Here is a 16,197-nt window from a genome sequence, read left to right on the forward strand (position 1 = left end):
GTCCGCCGGACCTGACCCCGCCTTTGCATACGGTCCGGTGCTCATTGCTTTCCTTTGTCTGCAAATAGTTTGGCCGGGAGGTAGATCGCCAGGATCGCGAGGACCACGTAGAAGAAGGTGCCGGAGAAATTGAAAATCAACGGGATCGCGTTCAGGCCGAGAATCCACCACAGGAATTTGGTCGCGACGTTCGCCGACGGCAGCGCGACGTCGGGCAGGTTTTTCAGCGGGTCGCCGCGTAGCGCGTTGCCGAACCACGCCTTCAGCTGGTCGACAGACACCTTGGTCGAGCGCGACCAGGTCATCTCTTCCGCCGTCAGCTCCGCCGCCAGCCGCGTCTGGCCGTTCTCGAATTCGAACACATGCACCACGTCGCCCGCCGCCACGCGCCAGTTGAAGGCGCCCGCGGCCCATTGCACCGTCGCCGGATAGTCGTACAGTTTTTCGTAGTTGGCGTTTTCGACATTGGCGCTGCTCGCAGCGGTCGAATCCCAGCGCGGCCAGGTGGTCATCACGCTCGAACGCGACCAGCCTTCGTTGGTCTCCACCAGCCAGAAGAAATTGGCGCGCGCGTTGTACAGCAGGTACTCGGTCCACGCGGTGCCTTCGTCGTCGGCGCGGACCATGGCGCCGATCACCTGGTAATCGAGCTCGAAAATCTTTGCCGTCGATCCAAGCGGGATGGTGGTGCGCACCCGTTCGACGTTTTCGCTCTTGGCGAGGATCTGCGCCTGCGGGCCGGCCGCATCGAGCTGCGCCTGGCAGCTGGGGCACACCAATGTAGTGGTCACGCCAGGCAGGTACGTGATGCCGGTGCCGCACGACGGGCATTCGAGCGCATCGAGTTTGCCGCGGTATTTGCCGGCGCTGGCCTTAATCTGCTCGTCGTCGCGCAGCAGCTGGCACTTCATGCCTTCCAGCGTCACCGACACGCCGTTGTACAGAGCCGGCGCGTCGCCGACGGAGTAGTCGAGCGTGACGAAGGCGCTGTCGGCGCGGAAGTCGGCCACGCGCGCCTGCCAGCCTTCGCCAACGCGGAACGGCAGCTCGCCCTGGCCCCCGATGCATTGCGCCACGCGCTTTTCGGACGCAGTGAAGCGCTGGCCGTTGATGGTGTACAGCTGCCCCGGTGCGATCGCGTCGAAGGCGGGCAGGGGATCGGTGGCGTCGATCTCGGTGGTGGCCGTGTACAGGCCGGACGAATCGCCCAGCCAGCCGGTGCCGGCGTCGTCGAACATCAGGAACCATTCGTTCCACATGCCGGCCGAGTACTTCAGCTGGATGCGCCCGACCACGGTGAAATTGCGCCCGCCCAGCACGCCCGCGGTGCCGATCTGGATGCGCGTGAAGTCCTCCAGCACCGAGGACATCTTGCCGAGGTCCTTGACCGCGTCGGCGTCCTTCATCACCGTGGCGCGGCAGTACTCGCACACCGCCACTACGGAGGCATGCGATTTGAACTGGACTTCAGCCCCGCAGCTGGGACACGATACGATCTGCATGGACAGCCGCTTAGCCGATCAGCTTCTTCAGCAGTTCGGCCTTGGTGCTGTCGTAGTCGGCCGCCGAGATCAGCCCTTTGTCCAGCAGTCCTTTGAGCTTGCCCAGGCGGTCTTCGATCGATTCCTGCGCCGGTGCGGCTGGTGCGGCTGCCGGCGCGGCGGCCGGCTGCTGCGCGAACGCGCCGCCCAGGCCCTGCGCCATCGCCTGGCCGACCGCGACGCCGGCGCCAAGGCCCGCGCCCATGCCCGCGAGGCCGCCTTCGTTCTGCGCCGCCAGCGGGATGCTGCTGGCGACCTGGAACTTGGTGAAGCCGCCCATCTTGTCGGCGGACATGCCGCCCTTCATGCCGGCGCCGATCCGCTCGTCCAGCGCGGCCTGCAGTTCTTCCGGCAGGCTGACGCTGGCCACGTTGAATTCATCGAGGCCGATGCCGTAGCGCGCGAACGCGGCGGCCAGGTCCCCCTTGATCGCCTGCGCCATCAGCGCCTGATTGGCAGCCATGTCGAGGAAGGCGACGTTCGAGCCGCCCAGCGAGCTGGCCATCGTCGCCATCAAGAGGCCGCGCAGCTGGTCTTCGACTTCTTCGCGGGTGTAGATCTCGCGCGTGCCGCTGATTTCGGTGAAGAACTTGCGCGCGTCGGCCACGCGGTAGGAGAACATGCCGAAGGCGCGCACGCGGATCATGTCGAAGTCCTTGTCGCGAATCGTGATCGGCTGCGGCGTGCCCCACTTGCGGCCGGTCTGCACGCGCGTGCTGAAGAAGTACACGTCGGACTTGAACGGCGAGGCGAACAGCTTGTCCCAGTTTTTCAGGTTGGTCAGCACCGGCAGCGTTTGCGTGGTCAGCTTGTGGGTGCCCGGTCCGAACACGTCGGCGATGGTGCCCTCGTTGACGAACACCGCCACTTGCGACTCGCGCACATTGAGGATCGCGCCGTTCTGGATTTCGAAGTCCTGCATCGGGAAGCGCCAGGCGAGCACGCCCTCGGTCTCCTCGTTCCATTGCAGGACGTCGATAAACTGCTTCTTGATGAATGAGCCAAGTGACATGATGGGTCTCCGATGAACAGGGTTGATCAGGAAATGCAGCCGGCGTTGACCAGGCCAATCGACAGCGAGATGGCGCCGAGCAGGCCGCCGAACGCCTTGTTGTTCGACTCGATCTGGTCCTTCGACATTTGCAGCAGGCGGGTGGCGACTGTGTAGACGAGGATCTGCACCAGCATGGCGCCCGCGGCCCAGCCGGTGAACTGGTAGTAGTCGGTGGTGTGCAGCAGCGCCGACGATATCGTGACCGAAAAGCCGATCAGCGCGCCGCCCAGCGAGAACGCGGCGGCCTGGTTGCCCTGGCGGATCAGCAGCACTTCGTTGAAGGGCGTGACGCGCGTGTAAATCACAAAAAACACCAAAACCATGGCGACTGCCGTCAAAAGGTGCAGCAGATAGGCTAGGATGGCGGGCATTAGGTTTCCCCTAATAAATATAGTCAGATTGACAGGACACGGCAATCTTAGTGCAAAAGACCATCTATGACCAAAAGAATTCTGATCCTTTCCGTATTTGTGGTGGCTTCCTGCGGATTGGCGTATGAGCTGATCGCCGGCGCGCTTTCGAGCTATCTGCTCGGCGACTCGGTGCTGCAGTTTTCGACCATCATCGGCTGCTACCTGTTCGCGATGGGCGTGGGCGCCCACTTCTCGAAGTACGTGAAGGATAACGACGTGCTGGCGCGCTTCATCGACATCGAGCTGGCCGTGGGCCTGATCGGCGGCGTGTCGGCGGCGCTGCTGTTCATGACGTTCTCGTGGTCGGCCGCGCCGTTTCGCACACTGTTATATGTATTGGTGTTCATGGTCGGCGCGCTGGTCGGCATGGAGGTCCCGCTGGTGATGCGCGCGCTGAACGAGCGCAAGACCGAGTTCAATGAGCTGGTGAGCCGCGTGCTGACCTTCGATTACCTGGGTGCGCTGGCCGTGTCGCTGCTGTTCCCGCTGGTGCTGGCGCCTCAGCTCGGGCTGGTGCGCACCGGCTTCCTGTTCGGGATGCTGAATGTGGCCGTCGCGTTCTGGACGCTGCACGCCTTCCGCCACGAGCTGGCGCGCACCGGCGGACGCGTGCTGCGCGCGTCCTGTGTGATGCTGGTGCTGGTGTTCGGCTTCGCGCTGTCGGACCGCATGGTGCAGTGGGGCGAGCATGGCCTGTTCGGCGACGAGATCGTGTATTCGACCACCACGCCGTACCAGCGCCTGGTGATCACCCGCTGGAAGGACGACACGCGCCTGTACATCAACGGCAACCTGCAATTCTCGTCGCGCGACGAGTACCGCTACCACGAGGCGCTGGTGCATCCGGCGCTGCAGGCCCTTCCGTGGGCGCGCAGCGTGCTGGTGCTCGGCGGCGGCGACGGCCTGGCGCTGCGCGAGATCCTGCGCTACCCGAACATCAAGAGCGTCACGCTGGTGGACCTCGATCCGGCGATGACGAAGGCGTTCACCACGCGGCCTGAATTGGCCAAGCTCAATCACGGTTCGTTCTCGGACCCGCGCGTGAAAGTGGTCAACGCCGACGCGGCGATCTGGCTGCAGAACAGTGCGGAGATGTTCGACGCGGCGATCGTCGACTTCCCCGATCCGTCCAGCTTCGCGCTGGGCAAGCTGTACTCGGTGCCGTTCTACGGCGTGCTGAAGAAGCACGTCGCCGCCAACGGGCTGGTGGTGGTGCAGTCGACGTCGCCGTTCTTCGCGCCGCATGCCTACTGGACCATCGACGCCACCTTGCGCGACGTCGGCATGAAGACCTATCCGTATCACGCCTACGTGCCGTCGTTCGGCGAGTGGGGCTTCGTGCTGGCGTCGCCGCAGCAGGACTACGCGCCGCCGGCCAGCTACCGGCTGCCGATGCGCTTCCTGAATGCCGACACCACGCGCGAGATGTTCAGCTTCCCGCCCGACATGAAGCGCATCGACATGGCGCCGAACCGGCTCAACACCCAGTCGCTGGTGCACGAGTTCGAACAGGACTGGCGCCAGGTGATCCGCTGATGGACCGGCGTTCCTTCCTTGCAGCCGCCGGCGTGTCGGCGCTGGCCGGCGCTGCGGGATTCCACAAGTGGCAGGAGATCACGGCGAGCGTGAATTATCCTGGCCGCGCCGAGGGCCACTTCCTGCGCGACCAGGGCAAGCTGCCAGCGCCGTCCAGCGTCGTCGAGACCGACATCGTCATCCTCGGCTCGGGCATCGCGGGGCTGGCTGCGGCGTGGAGGCTGAACAAGGACGGGCATCGCGGCGCGCTGATGATCGACGGGCCGCAGCCCTTCGGGAACGCGGCGGGCGGACACTTCGGCGAGCTGGCGTATCCGACCGGCGGCCACTACCTGCCGCTGCCGTCGCCCGAATCGACGCACGTACGCGAGATCCTGTTCGACCTCGGCATCCTGCAGCGCGACCCGTATGCGGAGAAGCCGACCTACGATGAGCGCTTCATCCTGCACGGGCCGGAGGAGCGGCTGCTGTTCAACGGCGAATGGCAGGACGGCTTCATCCCGACGCACGGCGTGCCGGCCGACGAACTGGCGCAGCACAAGCGTTTTTTTGCGGAGGTCGAGCGGCTGCGCGCGCTGCGCGGGGCCGACCGCAAGCGCATCTTCGTGTTCCCGACGGTACAGTCCTCAAGCGATCCGGCGTTTGATGCGCTGGACCGGATCACACTGAAGGCCTGGCTGGACCAGAACGGCTATACCTCGCCGACCCTGCACTGGTACCTGAACTACTGCTGCCGCGACGATTACGGCACGCGCTACGACAAGGTTTCGGCGTGGGCTGGACTGCATTACTACTGCAGCCGCTGGGGGCAAGCGGCCAACGCCGGCAACGGGGCGTGGCTGACCTGGCCGGGCGGGATGGCGCCGGTGGCCGAGGCGATGGCGGCGAAGTCCGGCATCCGGCGCCAGGCCGGCACCGCGGTGTCGCTGAAGAAGGCGGGCGAGGGAGTCGAGGCCCTGTGCTTCACGCTGGAGGGCGGGGTTGCGCGCACCTACGTGGTCAAGGCGCGCAAGGCGATTTGCGCGATGCCGCTGTATGTGGCGGCGCGGGTTGTGGAGTCGATCGAGGATTACGGCTTCGATCCGAAGCTGCACGTGCCGAGCTACGCGCCGTGGATGGTGGCGAACTTCCTGATGAAGGATTTTCCGGCGGAGCTGCCGGAGGCGCCGCTGTCTTGGGACAACGTGGTGTACCAGGAGCCGGGGCTGGGGTATGTGGTGTCGACGCACCAGGACATCCGCGTGCGTCCGCCGGAGAAGACCGTGTTCTCCGCGTACGTGGCGCTGTCCGACCGCACGCCGGAACAGGCGCGCAAGTGGATGATGACGGCGACGCCGGACCAGCTGATCGAACTTGCCAGCGCGGACCTGAAAAGCGCGTATGGGTGGAAGTTCGCGCCGTGCGTGGAACGGGTCGACATTACCCTGCGCGGGCACGCGATGGCGGCGCCGCTGCCGGGGTTTCGCGCGAATGCGGGCACGCGCGCGCTGCGCGAGGCGGACGGGCCGATCGTGTTCGCGCACGCCGACCTGTCAGGTTTTTCCGTTTTCGAGGAAGCGGCGTGGTGGGGCGTGCAGGCCGCGCTCAAAGCGAAGACCGGTGACAAGGGCCCGAGGCGGTGACAAACCCGGGGTCAGGTCCGCCGGACCTGACCCCAGCCCTTGGGCTGCGGCTCAAGCCTTTGGTTGGATATGCGACAGCGCTTCGTTGAACAGGGCGCGCTCTTCGTCGACGATGCCGTCCACTTCCATCTCTTCGAGGCCCATCGCTTCAAGCACGAAAGCGGACAGCTGCAGGCTCGCTTCCAGCGTTTCTGGCACGACGACGGTGGCGCCGGCCGCCTTCAGCAAGCGTGCCTGCTTCTCGTCGCGCGCGCGGGCAAACAGCGGAACGTCGGGGAACTCGCGGCGGATGCCGCGCACTGCCTGCAGCGCCGACTGCGGATGGTCCATCGTCAGCACGATGGCCGGCGCCTCCTGCGCGTGCACGCGCCGCAGCAGCTCGGCGCGCGAGGCATTGCCGAAGAAGACTGGCAGCCCTCTCTGGTGCAGCTCCGACGCCAGCCGCGCATCGTTTTCGAACGCGACAAATTCGATGCCCTGGTCCGACAGCAGCTTGCCCAGCATCTGCCCGACCCGCCCGAAGCCGGCGATGATGATGCGGCCGCGCGCCGAAGCGAGCGCGCCGCCGTCGCGGTGCGCGACGATGGCGTGCTGACGGATCTCCCACTGGTCGCCGATGGCGCGTCCGAGCCGCGCCAGCAGCGGCGTGACGAACAGGCTCAGGCCGACGGCCAGCATCGCTTGCCGTCCCAGCGCCGGATCGACCAGCTTGCCGGCCATCGCGTAGCCGATCACGATGAAGGCGAACTCGCCGCCCTGGCCGAGCAGCAGGCCGCCTTCGACCGCGCGGCCCCAATTCAGGCCGCCGAGGCGGAACAGCAGCGCGACGACCGCGCCCTTGATGGCGACCAGCGCGCACACGGAGGCGGCCAGCAACAGCGGCGCTTGCAGCACCTGGCGCGTGTCCATGCCCATTCCGACGGTCATGAAGAAGAGTCCCATCAACAGGCCGCGGAACGGCTCGATCATCAGTTCGACTTCGTGCTTGAATTCGGTCTCGGCCAGCAGCAGGCCGGCGATCAGCGCACCGAGCGCCATCGACAGGCCGGCGGCGGCGCTGACGCCGGCGATGCCGAGGGTGGTGAGCAGGATCAGCGCCATGAACACGTCGGGCTGGTGGCGCCGCGCGAAGACGCGAAACAGCGGGCGGATGACGTGGCTGCCGGCAAGGTAGATCAGCGCGATGGCCACGCCGGCCTTGGCCAGCGTCATGGCGACGAGCGTGGCCGCGCCTGCGCCGGCGCCTTTGGTCATCACGCCGATCAGGATCAGGAGCGGCACGACGGCCAGGTCCTGCAGCATCAGCACGGCGAAGGTGGCCTGGCCGAGCGGCGTGGCGGTGGTGTGCTGCTCGTTCATCAGCTGCATGACGACGGCGGTGGACGACAGCGACAGCACCAGGCCGAGGATCACCGCCGCTTCGATCGGCTGGCCGAGCAGCATCAGCGCGCCGCCGATCAGCAGCGCGCTGATTGCGATCTGCGCACTGCCGGCGCCGAACACCCAGCGCCGCATCGCCCACAGGCGCGCGGCCGACAGTTCGAGGCCGATCATGAACATCAGGAACAGCACGCCCAGTTCGGCGAGCACTTCGACGCCTTCGATGCGCGGGAAAGTCAGGTAGTTCAGCCACGGCGTTTGCGCCGCCATCAGGCCGAGGCCGAACGGGCCGAGCAGGGCGCCGACGGCGAGGAAGCCGAGCACCTGGTTGATGCGCAGGCGCTGCAGCAGGGGAATCAGGATGCCGGCCAGGGTGAGGAACAGGAGGATTTCCCGCAGAAAGGGGAAGGCGTGGTGTTCTTGCACGGAGGGCCTGGAGGAGTGGTTGTTATTCCTTCATTCTATAACGTGGGGGTAGGGATGCGGCGGTGACAAGTCTGGGGTCAGGTCCGCCGGACCTGACCCCGTACTTCACTTAGTCTTTCAAATCAGCCGGCACCTTGCCGCCGTTGGCCGCCAGCTTGTTCATCACCTGGCGATGCAGCCAGATGTTCATCGACGCCGAATCGTTCATGTCGCCCGAGTAGTTCAGCTCTTTCGCCAGTTCCTTGCGCGAATCGAGGCTGCTGTCGAGGTTGAGCAGTTTCAGCAGGTCGACGATCGAGGTGCGCCAGTTCAGCGGCTGCCCGGCCGACGACGCCATGCCGTTCAGGACCGATTCCACATCGACCTCCGACATCGGCGTCGGCGCGGCCGGCGCGGCAGGAGCGGCGCCTGGAGCCGGAGCCGCCGTCGTGGTGGTCGCCGCGCCGGTGTTGGCCGGATGCGACGAAGGGAAGATCTTGTGGAAAATATTGCTGAGGATGCCCATGATGTTGTCCTTGTTTGAGTTGGGTGGAAAAATCGATTAGCTGCGGCGCATGCCCTGGGCCATGTGGCCGAGCGCGATCGCCAGCGCGGCGCCGCCGAGGCCCTTGACCAGCTGCGGGTGCTGCGCATAGAACTCGCCCATGCGGTCCATGATGCCCGGGTTTTCCTGCTGGGCTTTTTCGGCGATCTCCTGCACCTGCTGCGGCGACATCTGCTGCGCCTGCTCAGGGGTGATCTGCGGCGCGGCGTTGCTGTTGTGATTGCCGAACATATTGCCCAGCACCCCGCCGGCGAGCGACGACAGCACGCCAGGGCCAATGCCGCTGATCAGCTGGTTGAGCATGCCGGCGCGCTGGCCGCCATCGCTATTGCCGAACAGTTGGCCAACCATCTGCGGGAACGGCGGCGTCTGGTCCGAGCGGAACGCTTGCGTCACGCCCTGCGCCAGGTCGGTCGTCGACGCGTTCTGTGCGACCTGGTCGAAATCGTTTTCGGCCTGGTCCGGGTTGGCGGGATGCGAACCCGCGTATTGCTGAAGCAGACTACCTAAATCGAAACCCATGTCGACCTCCACGTAATTTGAATGAAGCATGCGCTTGCGCGATGCCGAGACGACCAGCGTATGCCGCACGAAAGAAGTTATCTGTTCGCTACTGCACCGTCGCGGTCGAACGCGCGCGCGCGGCAGGACTCCATTTTCCTGTGGACAATATGACACCGGTACAGATAAGCTGTATGTTTCCTTTAATCAATTAAAGCCATGCGCTACGCCACGCTCCTCGCTTTCGCCGTCCTGTACGCGTTCGCCACGATCGAGTGGCAGCTGCCGATGGCGATCGGCTTGTTCTATCTCGGCGCCAGCGTGGTTTGCTTTACCGCCTACGCGATGGACAAGGCGAACGCGCGCGCCGGCCGCTGGCGCACGCCGGAACGCAACCTGCTGCTGCTGGGATTGATGTGCGGCTGGCCGGGCGCCATGCTGGCCCAGCAATGGCTGCGCCACAAATCGATCAAGCCGGCGTTCGGCGCGCGCTTCTGGGCCACGGTCGGCCTGAACGTGTGCGCGTTCGCGTGGATCGCGTCCGGCGCGGGCGTCGGCAGAATTGTCTCTATTGCAAATTGGTAATAGACACAACATCGGGATTCGTGATTGAATCGGCTCATCCCCATTCCTGGAAAGAGCCCGATGCACAAGGTTACTATCGCGGCGCTGGCGATCGCCTTCCCCTGCATCGCGCTCGCCGGGCAGTTGCCCCCGCCCGCACAACCCGACTTTTTTCGCGGACAGGTTGGATCGCTGAAGCAGCCGGTCTCCACGCTCGCGATGGGCGCGTTCAGCGTGCAGTTCGAAGAAACACGCCTGTCGAAGGTGCGCGACGCGATCAAGGCCGGATCGATCGGCCACCAGGGCGAGGCCGGCACGAGCGAATACTGGCTGTGCTACACCGCCGGCGCCGGCACGCATGCGCAGCGGATCTGGATTGTCGCCGATGGCTCGATGGGCGGTCCCGAACACCGCATCACCAGCGTTCAGGCGCAGCGCACTCCGAACGAAGCGCCGACCGCGAATTGCCCCCCACTGCCGGCAAAATTCCTGCCCGTGCGGCTCGATCGCGGCGCATGGCTCGGTGAAGCCAGCGCCGCGCCGGACGGATGGACCACTTACGGTTACGCCGGCAAACGCGGCAAGTACGATCTCACCAGCGAGCTGTCGGTGCAGACCAGCGGCGGCAAGGTGGTGTCGTTAAGCGCATCGCGCATCACGAGCGACTAGGAAAGTCGCCGTCTCCCCATCGGCCGGCGCCTGTATCCGGCCTTTTGCCGCGGCGCGCAGTTGTTCGCGCGTCACCGGGCAGTGGCTGATCGCCTCCATATGATTCGCGATCAGCGCGCCGTGCGCGATGCGGGCGAACTCCATCACTTCGTCGATGCCCATGATGATTTCGCCGCCCAGGTCGAAGCGCGCGCCGCCGGCCGGCACCACGCACACCTGCGGCTGATGCGCGCGCACGAATTCGCGCACCTCGTCGGTCAGCACGGTGTCGCCGGCCAGGTACAGCGACGGCTCGCCGGGCATCTCGATGAAATAGCCGACGCCGTGCTCCATCGCCGCGCCGACCAGGCCGCGGCCGTGGCGGCAGCGCACCGTGCGGATCTCACCGCCGAGGAAAGGCTGCGGCCGCGCGTGATCGTCGGACAGCGGCAGCACGTTCAGCCCGCGCCGGCGCAGGTGCTCGCTGTCGTGCGGCGTGCAGATTACCGGCACCTGGCGCTCGCGCAGCCAGCGCGTTCCGGCGCGGTCCAGGTGATCGAAGTGGCCTTTCTGGCAGTGCGTGATCAGGCAATGCGTGACCTCGGCCAGCGCCGCCTCCGCAGACGGCGGAAGTTCGACGGTCGGGTTTCGCAGCCGCTTGCCGTCGAACAGGCGCAGCGCCGGCAAGGCGCCCTTGGGCGCGAGCATCGGATCGACCAGGATGCGATGCGGACCAACGTGAATGATGACGGTGGCGTTTCTTAGCTGGGTAATGCGCATGCCAGTGCCCCTCTTGAACATGATGAGACGAGTGTCGGCCGGATCCCGATAGCGGTAAATTGGCGATAACGCCCATATTTATGGCAATATCGCCAAATATGAAAATCAAGGTACTCGCTTACGACGGCTGCATGGGCATGGAAGTGTTCGGCCTGTGCGACACGCTGCTGCTGGCCAACCGCGTCGCGCAGGCGGTGCGCGGAGCCAAGGCCGCGCCCCTGTTCGACGTGCGCGTGAGCAGCCTCGCCGGCGGCAACGTGGCGGCGGCCGGCGGCCTCACGATCGGCACGCGCAAGTTCCGCGCATCGGCGGATTTGCTGGTGGTGCCCGGCATGGACATCGGCGACCGCGACGGCTGCACCCGGCCGCACACCCAGCTGGCGCCAGAAGTGGCGGCGATCGGCCGCGCGTTCGCGCGCGGCGCGCCGGTCGCGTCGATGTGCGTCGGCGCCTTCCTGCTGGCCGAGGCGGGCCTGCTGGACGGGCGGCGCGCAACGACATCGTGGATGTTCGCGCCCGACCTGGCGTGGCGCTTCCCGCTGGCGCGCGTCGACCAGGACGCGATGCTGGTCGAGGATGGCGGCGTCACCACCACGGGCTCCTTCTCGTCCGCGTTCGATCTCGCCATGCACCTGGTGCGCCGGGTCGCCGCGCCGAGAGAGGCGAGGGCGGTGGCGCGCATGGCGCTGCTCAATGCGCGCGCCAGCCAGGCGGCGTGGGTCGACACCGCGATGATCGCCCGGCCGCCGTCGCAGTTCTCGGATCACGTGCAAAGCTGGCTGTCCGAGCGCCTCGCCGAGCCGTTCGACCTGGCGGTGCTGGCAGCCGCCTTCCACGTCAGCGAACGCACGATGCTGCGCCGGCTGAAAACCGAGACCGGGCAGACGCCGCTGGGCTATCTGCAGGGCGAGCGCATCAACGCCGCCAAGCGGCTGCTCGAATCGGGGACGCTGAGCATGGCGCAGATCACCGAGCGCGTCGGCTATCTGGATGTCGCCACCTTCGGCGCGCTGTTCAAGCGGCTGGTCGGGCAGTCCCCGGCGCAGTATCGCCGCGCGTTCAACAGCGGCGCAAGATCTATTGGTGTATCGTCATGAGCATGTGGCCCTATCCCAAAGTGGTCGCCCATCGCGGCGGCGGCAAGCTCGCACCCGAGAACACCATCGCGGCGCTCAAGTGCGGCCTGGCGCACGGCTTCCATGCCGTCGAGTTCGACGTGATGCTGGCGCGCGACGGCGTGCCCGTGGTGATGCACGACCCCTACCTCGGCCGCACGGTGGCCGGCTCCGGCAACGTGTACGACTACGACGCCGCCGAGTTAGCGCGCATGGACGCCGGCGCCTGGTTCGGCAAGCAGTACAAGGGCGAGCCGGTGCCGCTGTTCGCCGATTTCGCCGGCTTCTGCAAGGCCAACGGCATCTGGATGAATATCGAGATCAAGCCGGCGCCGGGCTTCGAGGCGCAGACCGGCGCGGTGGTCGCCGCCGCCGCGCGCGCGATGTTGCAGGGCGGGGCGGCGCAGGCGCCACTGCTGTCGTCGTTCAGCGAGGTTGCGCTGGCTGCCGCCCGCGACGCAGCGCCCGAAGTGGCGCGCGCCTTGCTGCTCGACGTGGTCCCGCGCGACTGGCTGCACCGCGCCCGTGCGCTGGGGGCGGTCGCGATCCACACCAACCACAAGCACCTGACGATGGCGGTGGCGCGCGAGATCCGCCTGTCCGGCTTCGGACTGTTTTGCTACACGGTCAACAACTCGATCCGCGCGCGCGAGCTCCTGATGTGGGGCGTGGACGGCTTCTGCACCGACCGGATCGACCTGATCGGCCCGGATTTCAGGTAGTCCGTCGTCCCTGCGGAGGCAGGGACCCATGCTGAGCCGGTCCCAGAGTTAAGGCATGCTCGGTATGGGTGCCTGCCTTCGCAGGCACGACAACATATATCCTGCCTACGCTATAATCAGTTTTTTAAAGCATGCTGCCATCCTTCGCCCATACGACATGAAATCATCTGAAATTCGCGACAAATTCCTCAAATTCTTCGAATCGAAGGGCCATACGGTTGTCCGGTCCAGTCCTCTCGTGCCGGGCAACGATCCGACCATGCTGCTGACGAACAGCGGCATGGTGCAGTTCAAGGATGTCTTCATCGGCACCGACAGCCGCCCGTACACCCGCGCCACCTCGGTGCAGCGCTGCGTGCGCGCCGGCGGCAAGCACAACGACCTGGAAAACGTCGGCTACACCGCGCGTCACCACACCTTCTTCGAAATGCTGGGTAACTTCAGCTTCGGCGACTACTTCAAGCGCGACGCGATCAACTACGCGTGGGAGCTGCTGACCAAGGTCTACGGCCTGCCGGCCGAGAAGCTGACCGTCACCGTCTACATCGAGGACGACGAAGCCTACGACATCTGGGCCAATGAGATCGGCGTGCCGAAAGAGCGCATCATCCGCATCGGCGACAACAAGGGCTCGCGCTACGCGTCGGACAATTTCTGGCAGATGGCCGACACCGGCCCGTGCGGCCCGTGCACCGAGATTTTCTACGACCACGGCGCCGACATTCCCGGCGGCCCTCCAGGTTCGCCCGACGAAGACGGCGACCGCTTCATCGAAATCTGGAACCTGGTGTTCATGCAGTTCAACCGCGACGAAGCGGGCGTGATGCACAAGCTGCCGAAGCCGTGCGTCGATACGGGCATGGGCATGGAGCGACTGGCCGCCGTGCTGCAGCACGTCCACAGCAACTACGAAATCGACCTGTTCCAGAACCTGATCAAGGCGGCCGCGCGCGAAACCGGCGTCACCGACCTCGAAAGCAAATCGCTGCGCGTGATCGCGGATCACATCCGCGCCGCCTCGTTCCTGATCGTCGACGGCATCATCCCCGGCCCTGAAGGCCACGGCTACGTCCTGCGCCGCATCATCCGCCGCGCGCTGCGCCACGGCCACATGCTAGGCCAGAGCAAGCCGTTCTTCTACAAGCTGGTCGACGACCTGACGAAGGAAATGGGCGAAGCCTATCCGGAACTGGCCGACGCCAGGGATCGCGTCACCCAGACCATCAAGCAGGAAGAAGAGCGCTTCGGCGAAACGCTGGAACACGGCATGAAGATCCTCGAGGCGCAGCTGGCGAAAGACAGCAAGAGCCTCGACGGCGCCACCGCCTTCACGCTGTACGACACCTATGGCTTCCCGCTCGACCTGACCGCCGACATCTGCCGCGAACGCGGCGTGACGCTCGACGAAGCCGGCTTCGCCGCCGCGATGGAACAGCAGAAGAAGACCGCGCGCGCCGCCGGCAAGTTCAAGATGGCCGCCAGCGTCGAATACTCGGGCGCCAAGACCAGGTTCGTCGGCTATGAGTCGATGACCCACAACGCGTCGGTCATCGCGCTGTACGCCGATGGCGCCCCGGTGCAGGAACTGAAGGCCGGCCAGAGCGGCATCGTGGTGCTCGACACCACCCCGTTCTACGCCGAATCGGGCGGCCAGGTCGGCGACCAGGGCATCATCCGCGCCGAAGGCGGCGCCTTCGAAGTCGAAGACACGCTGAAGATCCAGGCCGACGTGTTCGGCCACCACGGCGTATTGACCCAGGGTTCGCTGAAAGTGGGCGACAAGGTCGACGCGGTGGTCGACGAAGAAAAGCGCGGCCGCACCATCCGCAACCACTCGGCGACGCACCTGATGCACAAGGCGCTGCGCGAAGTGCTGGGCAGCCACGTGGCGCAGAAAGGCTCGCTGGTCGATCCGGACAAGACCCGTTTCGACTTCAGCCACAACGCGCCGCTGACGGCCGAGCAGATTTCCAGGGTCGAGGCGATCGTCAACCGCGAAATCCTGCAGAACCAGGAGACCAAGGCGCAGCACATGTCGTTCGACGACGCCGTCAAGCATGGCGCGATGGCGCTGTTCGGCGAGAAGTACGGCGACGAAGTGCGCGTGCTCGACGTCGGCTCGTCGAAAGAGCTGTGCGGCGGCGTCCACGTCGGCCGCACCGGCGACATCGGCCTCTTCAAGATCATCAATGAAGGCGGCGTCGCCGCCGGCATCCGCCGCCTCGAAGCGGTGACCGGCGAAGGCGCGCTGGCGCTGGTGCAGTCGCTCAATCGCCGCCTGCAGGAAGCGGCCGGCGCGCTCAAGACCAATCCGGAAGAACTGACCGCGCGTATCGGCCAGGTGCAGGACCAGGTCAAGTCGCTGGAGAAGGAACTGGCCGCGCTGAAGTCGAAGCTGGCGGCGGGGCAGGGCGACGAGCTGGTATCGCAGGCGGTCGACGTCAACGGCATCAAGGTGCTGGCGGCGACGCTGGAAGGCGCCGACGTGGCGCGCCTGCGCGAGACGATGGACAAGCTGAAGGACAAGCTGAAGACGGCCGCCATCGTGCTGGCCAGCGTGGCCGACGGAAAAGTCAGCCTGATCGCCGGCGTCACCGCCGACGCGACCTCGAAGGTCAAGGCCGGCGAGCTGGTCAACTTCGTCGCGCAGCAGGTGGGCGGCAAGGGCGGCGGGCGTCCCGACATGGCGCAGGCCGGCGGCACCGATCCGAGCGGCTTGCCGGCGGCACTGGCCGGCGTGGTGGAGTGGGTCGGCCAGCGCGCCTGATCGGGGTTTGGGGTCAGGTCCGCCGGACCTGACCCCGCCTTTGGCGACCGCGTCTGCCGAATGAGTTAAAGTTTGCAAGCAGGACACGCTCGTTGTTCTTTTGCAACGATCAAACTTTATTTTTGTGCGGTGCCGCATATTTGCGGAATTGGAGTAGTATTGCGCCATGAGCACCGTAACCCACACTGCGAACCAACCGATGAGCACGATCACGTCAGACAGCGACGTCATGGAATACCAGAAGGAACTCGATGCGCGCGGCCTGAACTGCCCTTTGCCGATCCTGAAGGCGAAGAAGGCGCTGGCCGAAATGGCAACCGGGGAAGTGCTGCGCATCGTCGCCACCGATTCCGGTTCCGTGCGCGATTTCCAGGCCTTTGCCAAGCAGACCGGCAACGCCCTGCTGGCGCACAGCCAGAACGGCCTCGAGTTCACCTTTTTGATGCGTCGCAAATAAAAATGGGGTCAGGTCGCAGGACCAGACCCCTTTTCTCCGCGCTAAAATAGCACGACCATGCTTTAATTCCGACTTGAAGGCGTTTTTCTCTTATAATCTAGGCCACTCAAGGCAGTCACTGAATTTC

The 16,197-nt window shown here is 65.5% G+C and carries 15 protein-coding genes; 8 read left to right on the forward strand and 7 right to left on the reverse strand.

All coding sequences use genetic code 11. The features are described 5' to 3' along the window. Positions 1-41: 41 nt before the first annotated feature. From AC1D02_RS02200 to AC1D02_RS02210, 3 genes are read right to left on the reverse strand one after another with little or no spacing between them, the layout of a single operon-like run. Positions 42-1,502: a DUF4178 domain-containing protein gene (locus AC1D02_RS02200; RefSeq protein ID WP_477313252.1), complete on the reverse strand. Its 1,461-nt coding sequence runs from the start codon at positions 1,500-1,502 to the stop codon at positions 42-44. Positions 1,503-1,512: 10 nt separating this feature from the next. Beyond that, a complete protein-coding gene (locus tag AC1D02_RS02205) occupies positions 1,513-2,553 on the reverse strand; it encodes an SPFH domain-containing protein (protein WP_477313254.1) in 1,041 nt (346 codons plus the stop codon). 26 nt (positions 2,554-2,579) lie between these two features. Then, entirely contained in the window at positions 2,580-2,966 is a 387-nt protein-coding gene (locus AC1D02_RS02210) for a DUF350 domain-containing protein (RefSeq protein WP_477313256.1), read from the reverse strand. A 66-nt stretch (positions 2,967-3,032) separates the two neighbouring features. Here AC1D02_RS02210 and AC1D02_RS02215 point away from each other — a divergent pair, with 66 nt between their 5' ends. Together AC1D02_RS02215 and AC1D02_RS02220 are read left to right on the forward strand one after the other, a co-directional pair. After that, a complete protein-coding gene (locus AC1D02_RS02215; RefSeq protein WP_477313258.1) occupies positions 3,033-4,544 on the forward strand; it encodes a polyamine aminopropyltransferase in 1,512 nt (503 codons plus the stop codon). Then, positions 4,544-6,166 carry an NAD(P)-binding protein gene (locus AC1D02_RS02220; protein ID WP_477313260.1) on the forward strand — a complete coding sequence of 541 codons (1,623 nt, stop codon included), beginning with the start codon at positions 4,544-4,546 and terminating at the stop codon, positions 6,164-6,166. Before AC1D02_RS02215 ends, AC1D02_RS02220 begins: the two co-directional genes overlap by 1 nt. A gap of 51 nt (positions 6,167-6,217) precedes the next feature. On the opposite strand, the gene AC1D02_RS02225 is transcribed toward AC1D02_RS02220, so the two are convergent. The 3 genes from AC1D02_RS02225 to AC1D02_RS02235 form a co-directional block, all read right to left on the reverse strand. After that, positions 6,218-7,972: a cation:proton antiporter domain-containing protein gene (locus AC1D02_RS02225; RefSeq protein ID WP_477313262.1), complete on the reverse strand. Its 1,755-nt coding sequence runs from the start codon at positions 7,970-7,972 to the stop codon at positions 6,218-6,220. A gap of 109 nt (positions 7,973-8,081) precedes the next feature. Continuing rightward, complete coding sequence (locus AC1D02_RS02230) at positions 8,082-8,477, reverse strand: DUF3597 domain-containing protein (protein WP_477313264.1); 396 nt, start codon at positions 8,475-8,477, stop codon at positions 8,082-8,084. 36 nt (positions 8,478-8,513) lie between these two features. After that, the gene (locus tag AC1D02_RS02235; protein ID WP_477313266.1) at positions 8,514-9,038 is read right to left on the reverse strand and encodes a hypothetical protein; all 525 of its coding nucleotides are present in this window, start codon (positions 9,036-9,038) and stop codon (positions 8,514-8,516) included. A gap of 198 nt (positions 9,039-9,236) precedes the next feature. Between AC1D02_RS02235 and AC1D02_RS02240 the strand changes: the two genes are divergently transcribed. After that, positions 9,237-9,602 (forward strand): DUF1294 domain-containing protein, encoded by a 366-nt coding sequence (locus AC1D02_RS02240; protein WP_477313268.1) that lies wholly within the window; start codon positions 9,237-9,239, stop codon positions 9,600-9,602. 60 nt (positions 9,603-9,662) lie between these two features. Beyond that, positions 9,663-10,250, forward strand: a complete 588-nt coding sequence (locus AC1D02_RS02245) for a hypothetical protein (RefSeq protein WP_477313270.1) — start codon at positions 9,663-9,665, stop codon at positions 10,248-10,250. Here AC1D02_RS02245 and AC1D02_RS02250 read toward each other — a convergent pair. Continuing rightward, positions 10,221-11,009, reverse strand: coding sequence for an MBL fold metallo-hydrolase (locus AC1D02_RS02250; RefSeq protein WP_477313272.1), 789 nt, complete (start codon positions 11,007-11,009; stop codon positions 10,221-10,223). The two genes, AC1D02_RS02245 and AC1D02_RS02250, sit on opposite strands and share 30 nt — an antisense overlap. A gap of 98 nt (positions 11,010-11,107) precedes the next feature. Between AC1D02_RS02250 and AC1D02_RS02255 the strand changes: the two genes are divergently transcribed. From AC1D02_RS02255 to AC1D02_RS02270, 4 genes are all read left to right on the forward strand, one after another. Further along, positions 11,108-12,106, forward strand: coding sequence for a GlxA family transcriptional regulator (locus AC1D02_RS02255; protein WP_477313274.1), 999 nt, complete (start codon positions 11,108-11,110; stop codon positions 12,104-12,106). 2 nt (positions 12,107-12,108) lie between these two features. Beyond that, positions 12,109-12,846, forward strand: coding sequence for a glycerophosphodiester phosphodiesterase (ugpQ, locus tag AC1D02_RS02260; RefSeq protein WP_477313976.1), 738 nt, complete (start codon positions 12,109-12,111; stop codon positions 12,844-12,846). A gap of 157 nt (positions 12,847-13,003) precedes the next feature. After that, positions 13,004-15,613: an alanine--tRNA ligase gene (alaS, locus tag AC1D02_RS02265; protein ID WP_477313276.1), complete on the forward strand. Its 2,610-nt coding sequence runs from the start codon at positions 13,004-13,006 to the stop codon at positions 15,611-15,613. A gap of 229 nt (positions 15,614-15,842) precedes the next feature. Beyond that, complete coding sequence (locus tag AC1D02_RS02270) at positions 15,843-16,070, forward strand: sulfurtransferase TusA family protein (RefSeq protein WP_477313978.1); 228 nt, start codon at positions 15,843-15,845, stop codon at positions 16,068-16,070. Positions 16,071-16,197 lie beyond the last annotated feature (127 nt).

The sequence above is a fragment of the Massilia sp. P1_C10 genome, assembly GCF_056406475.1.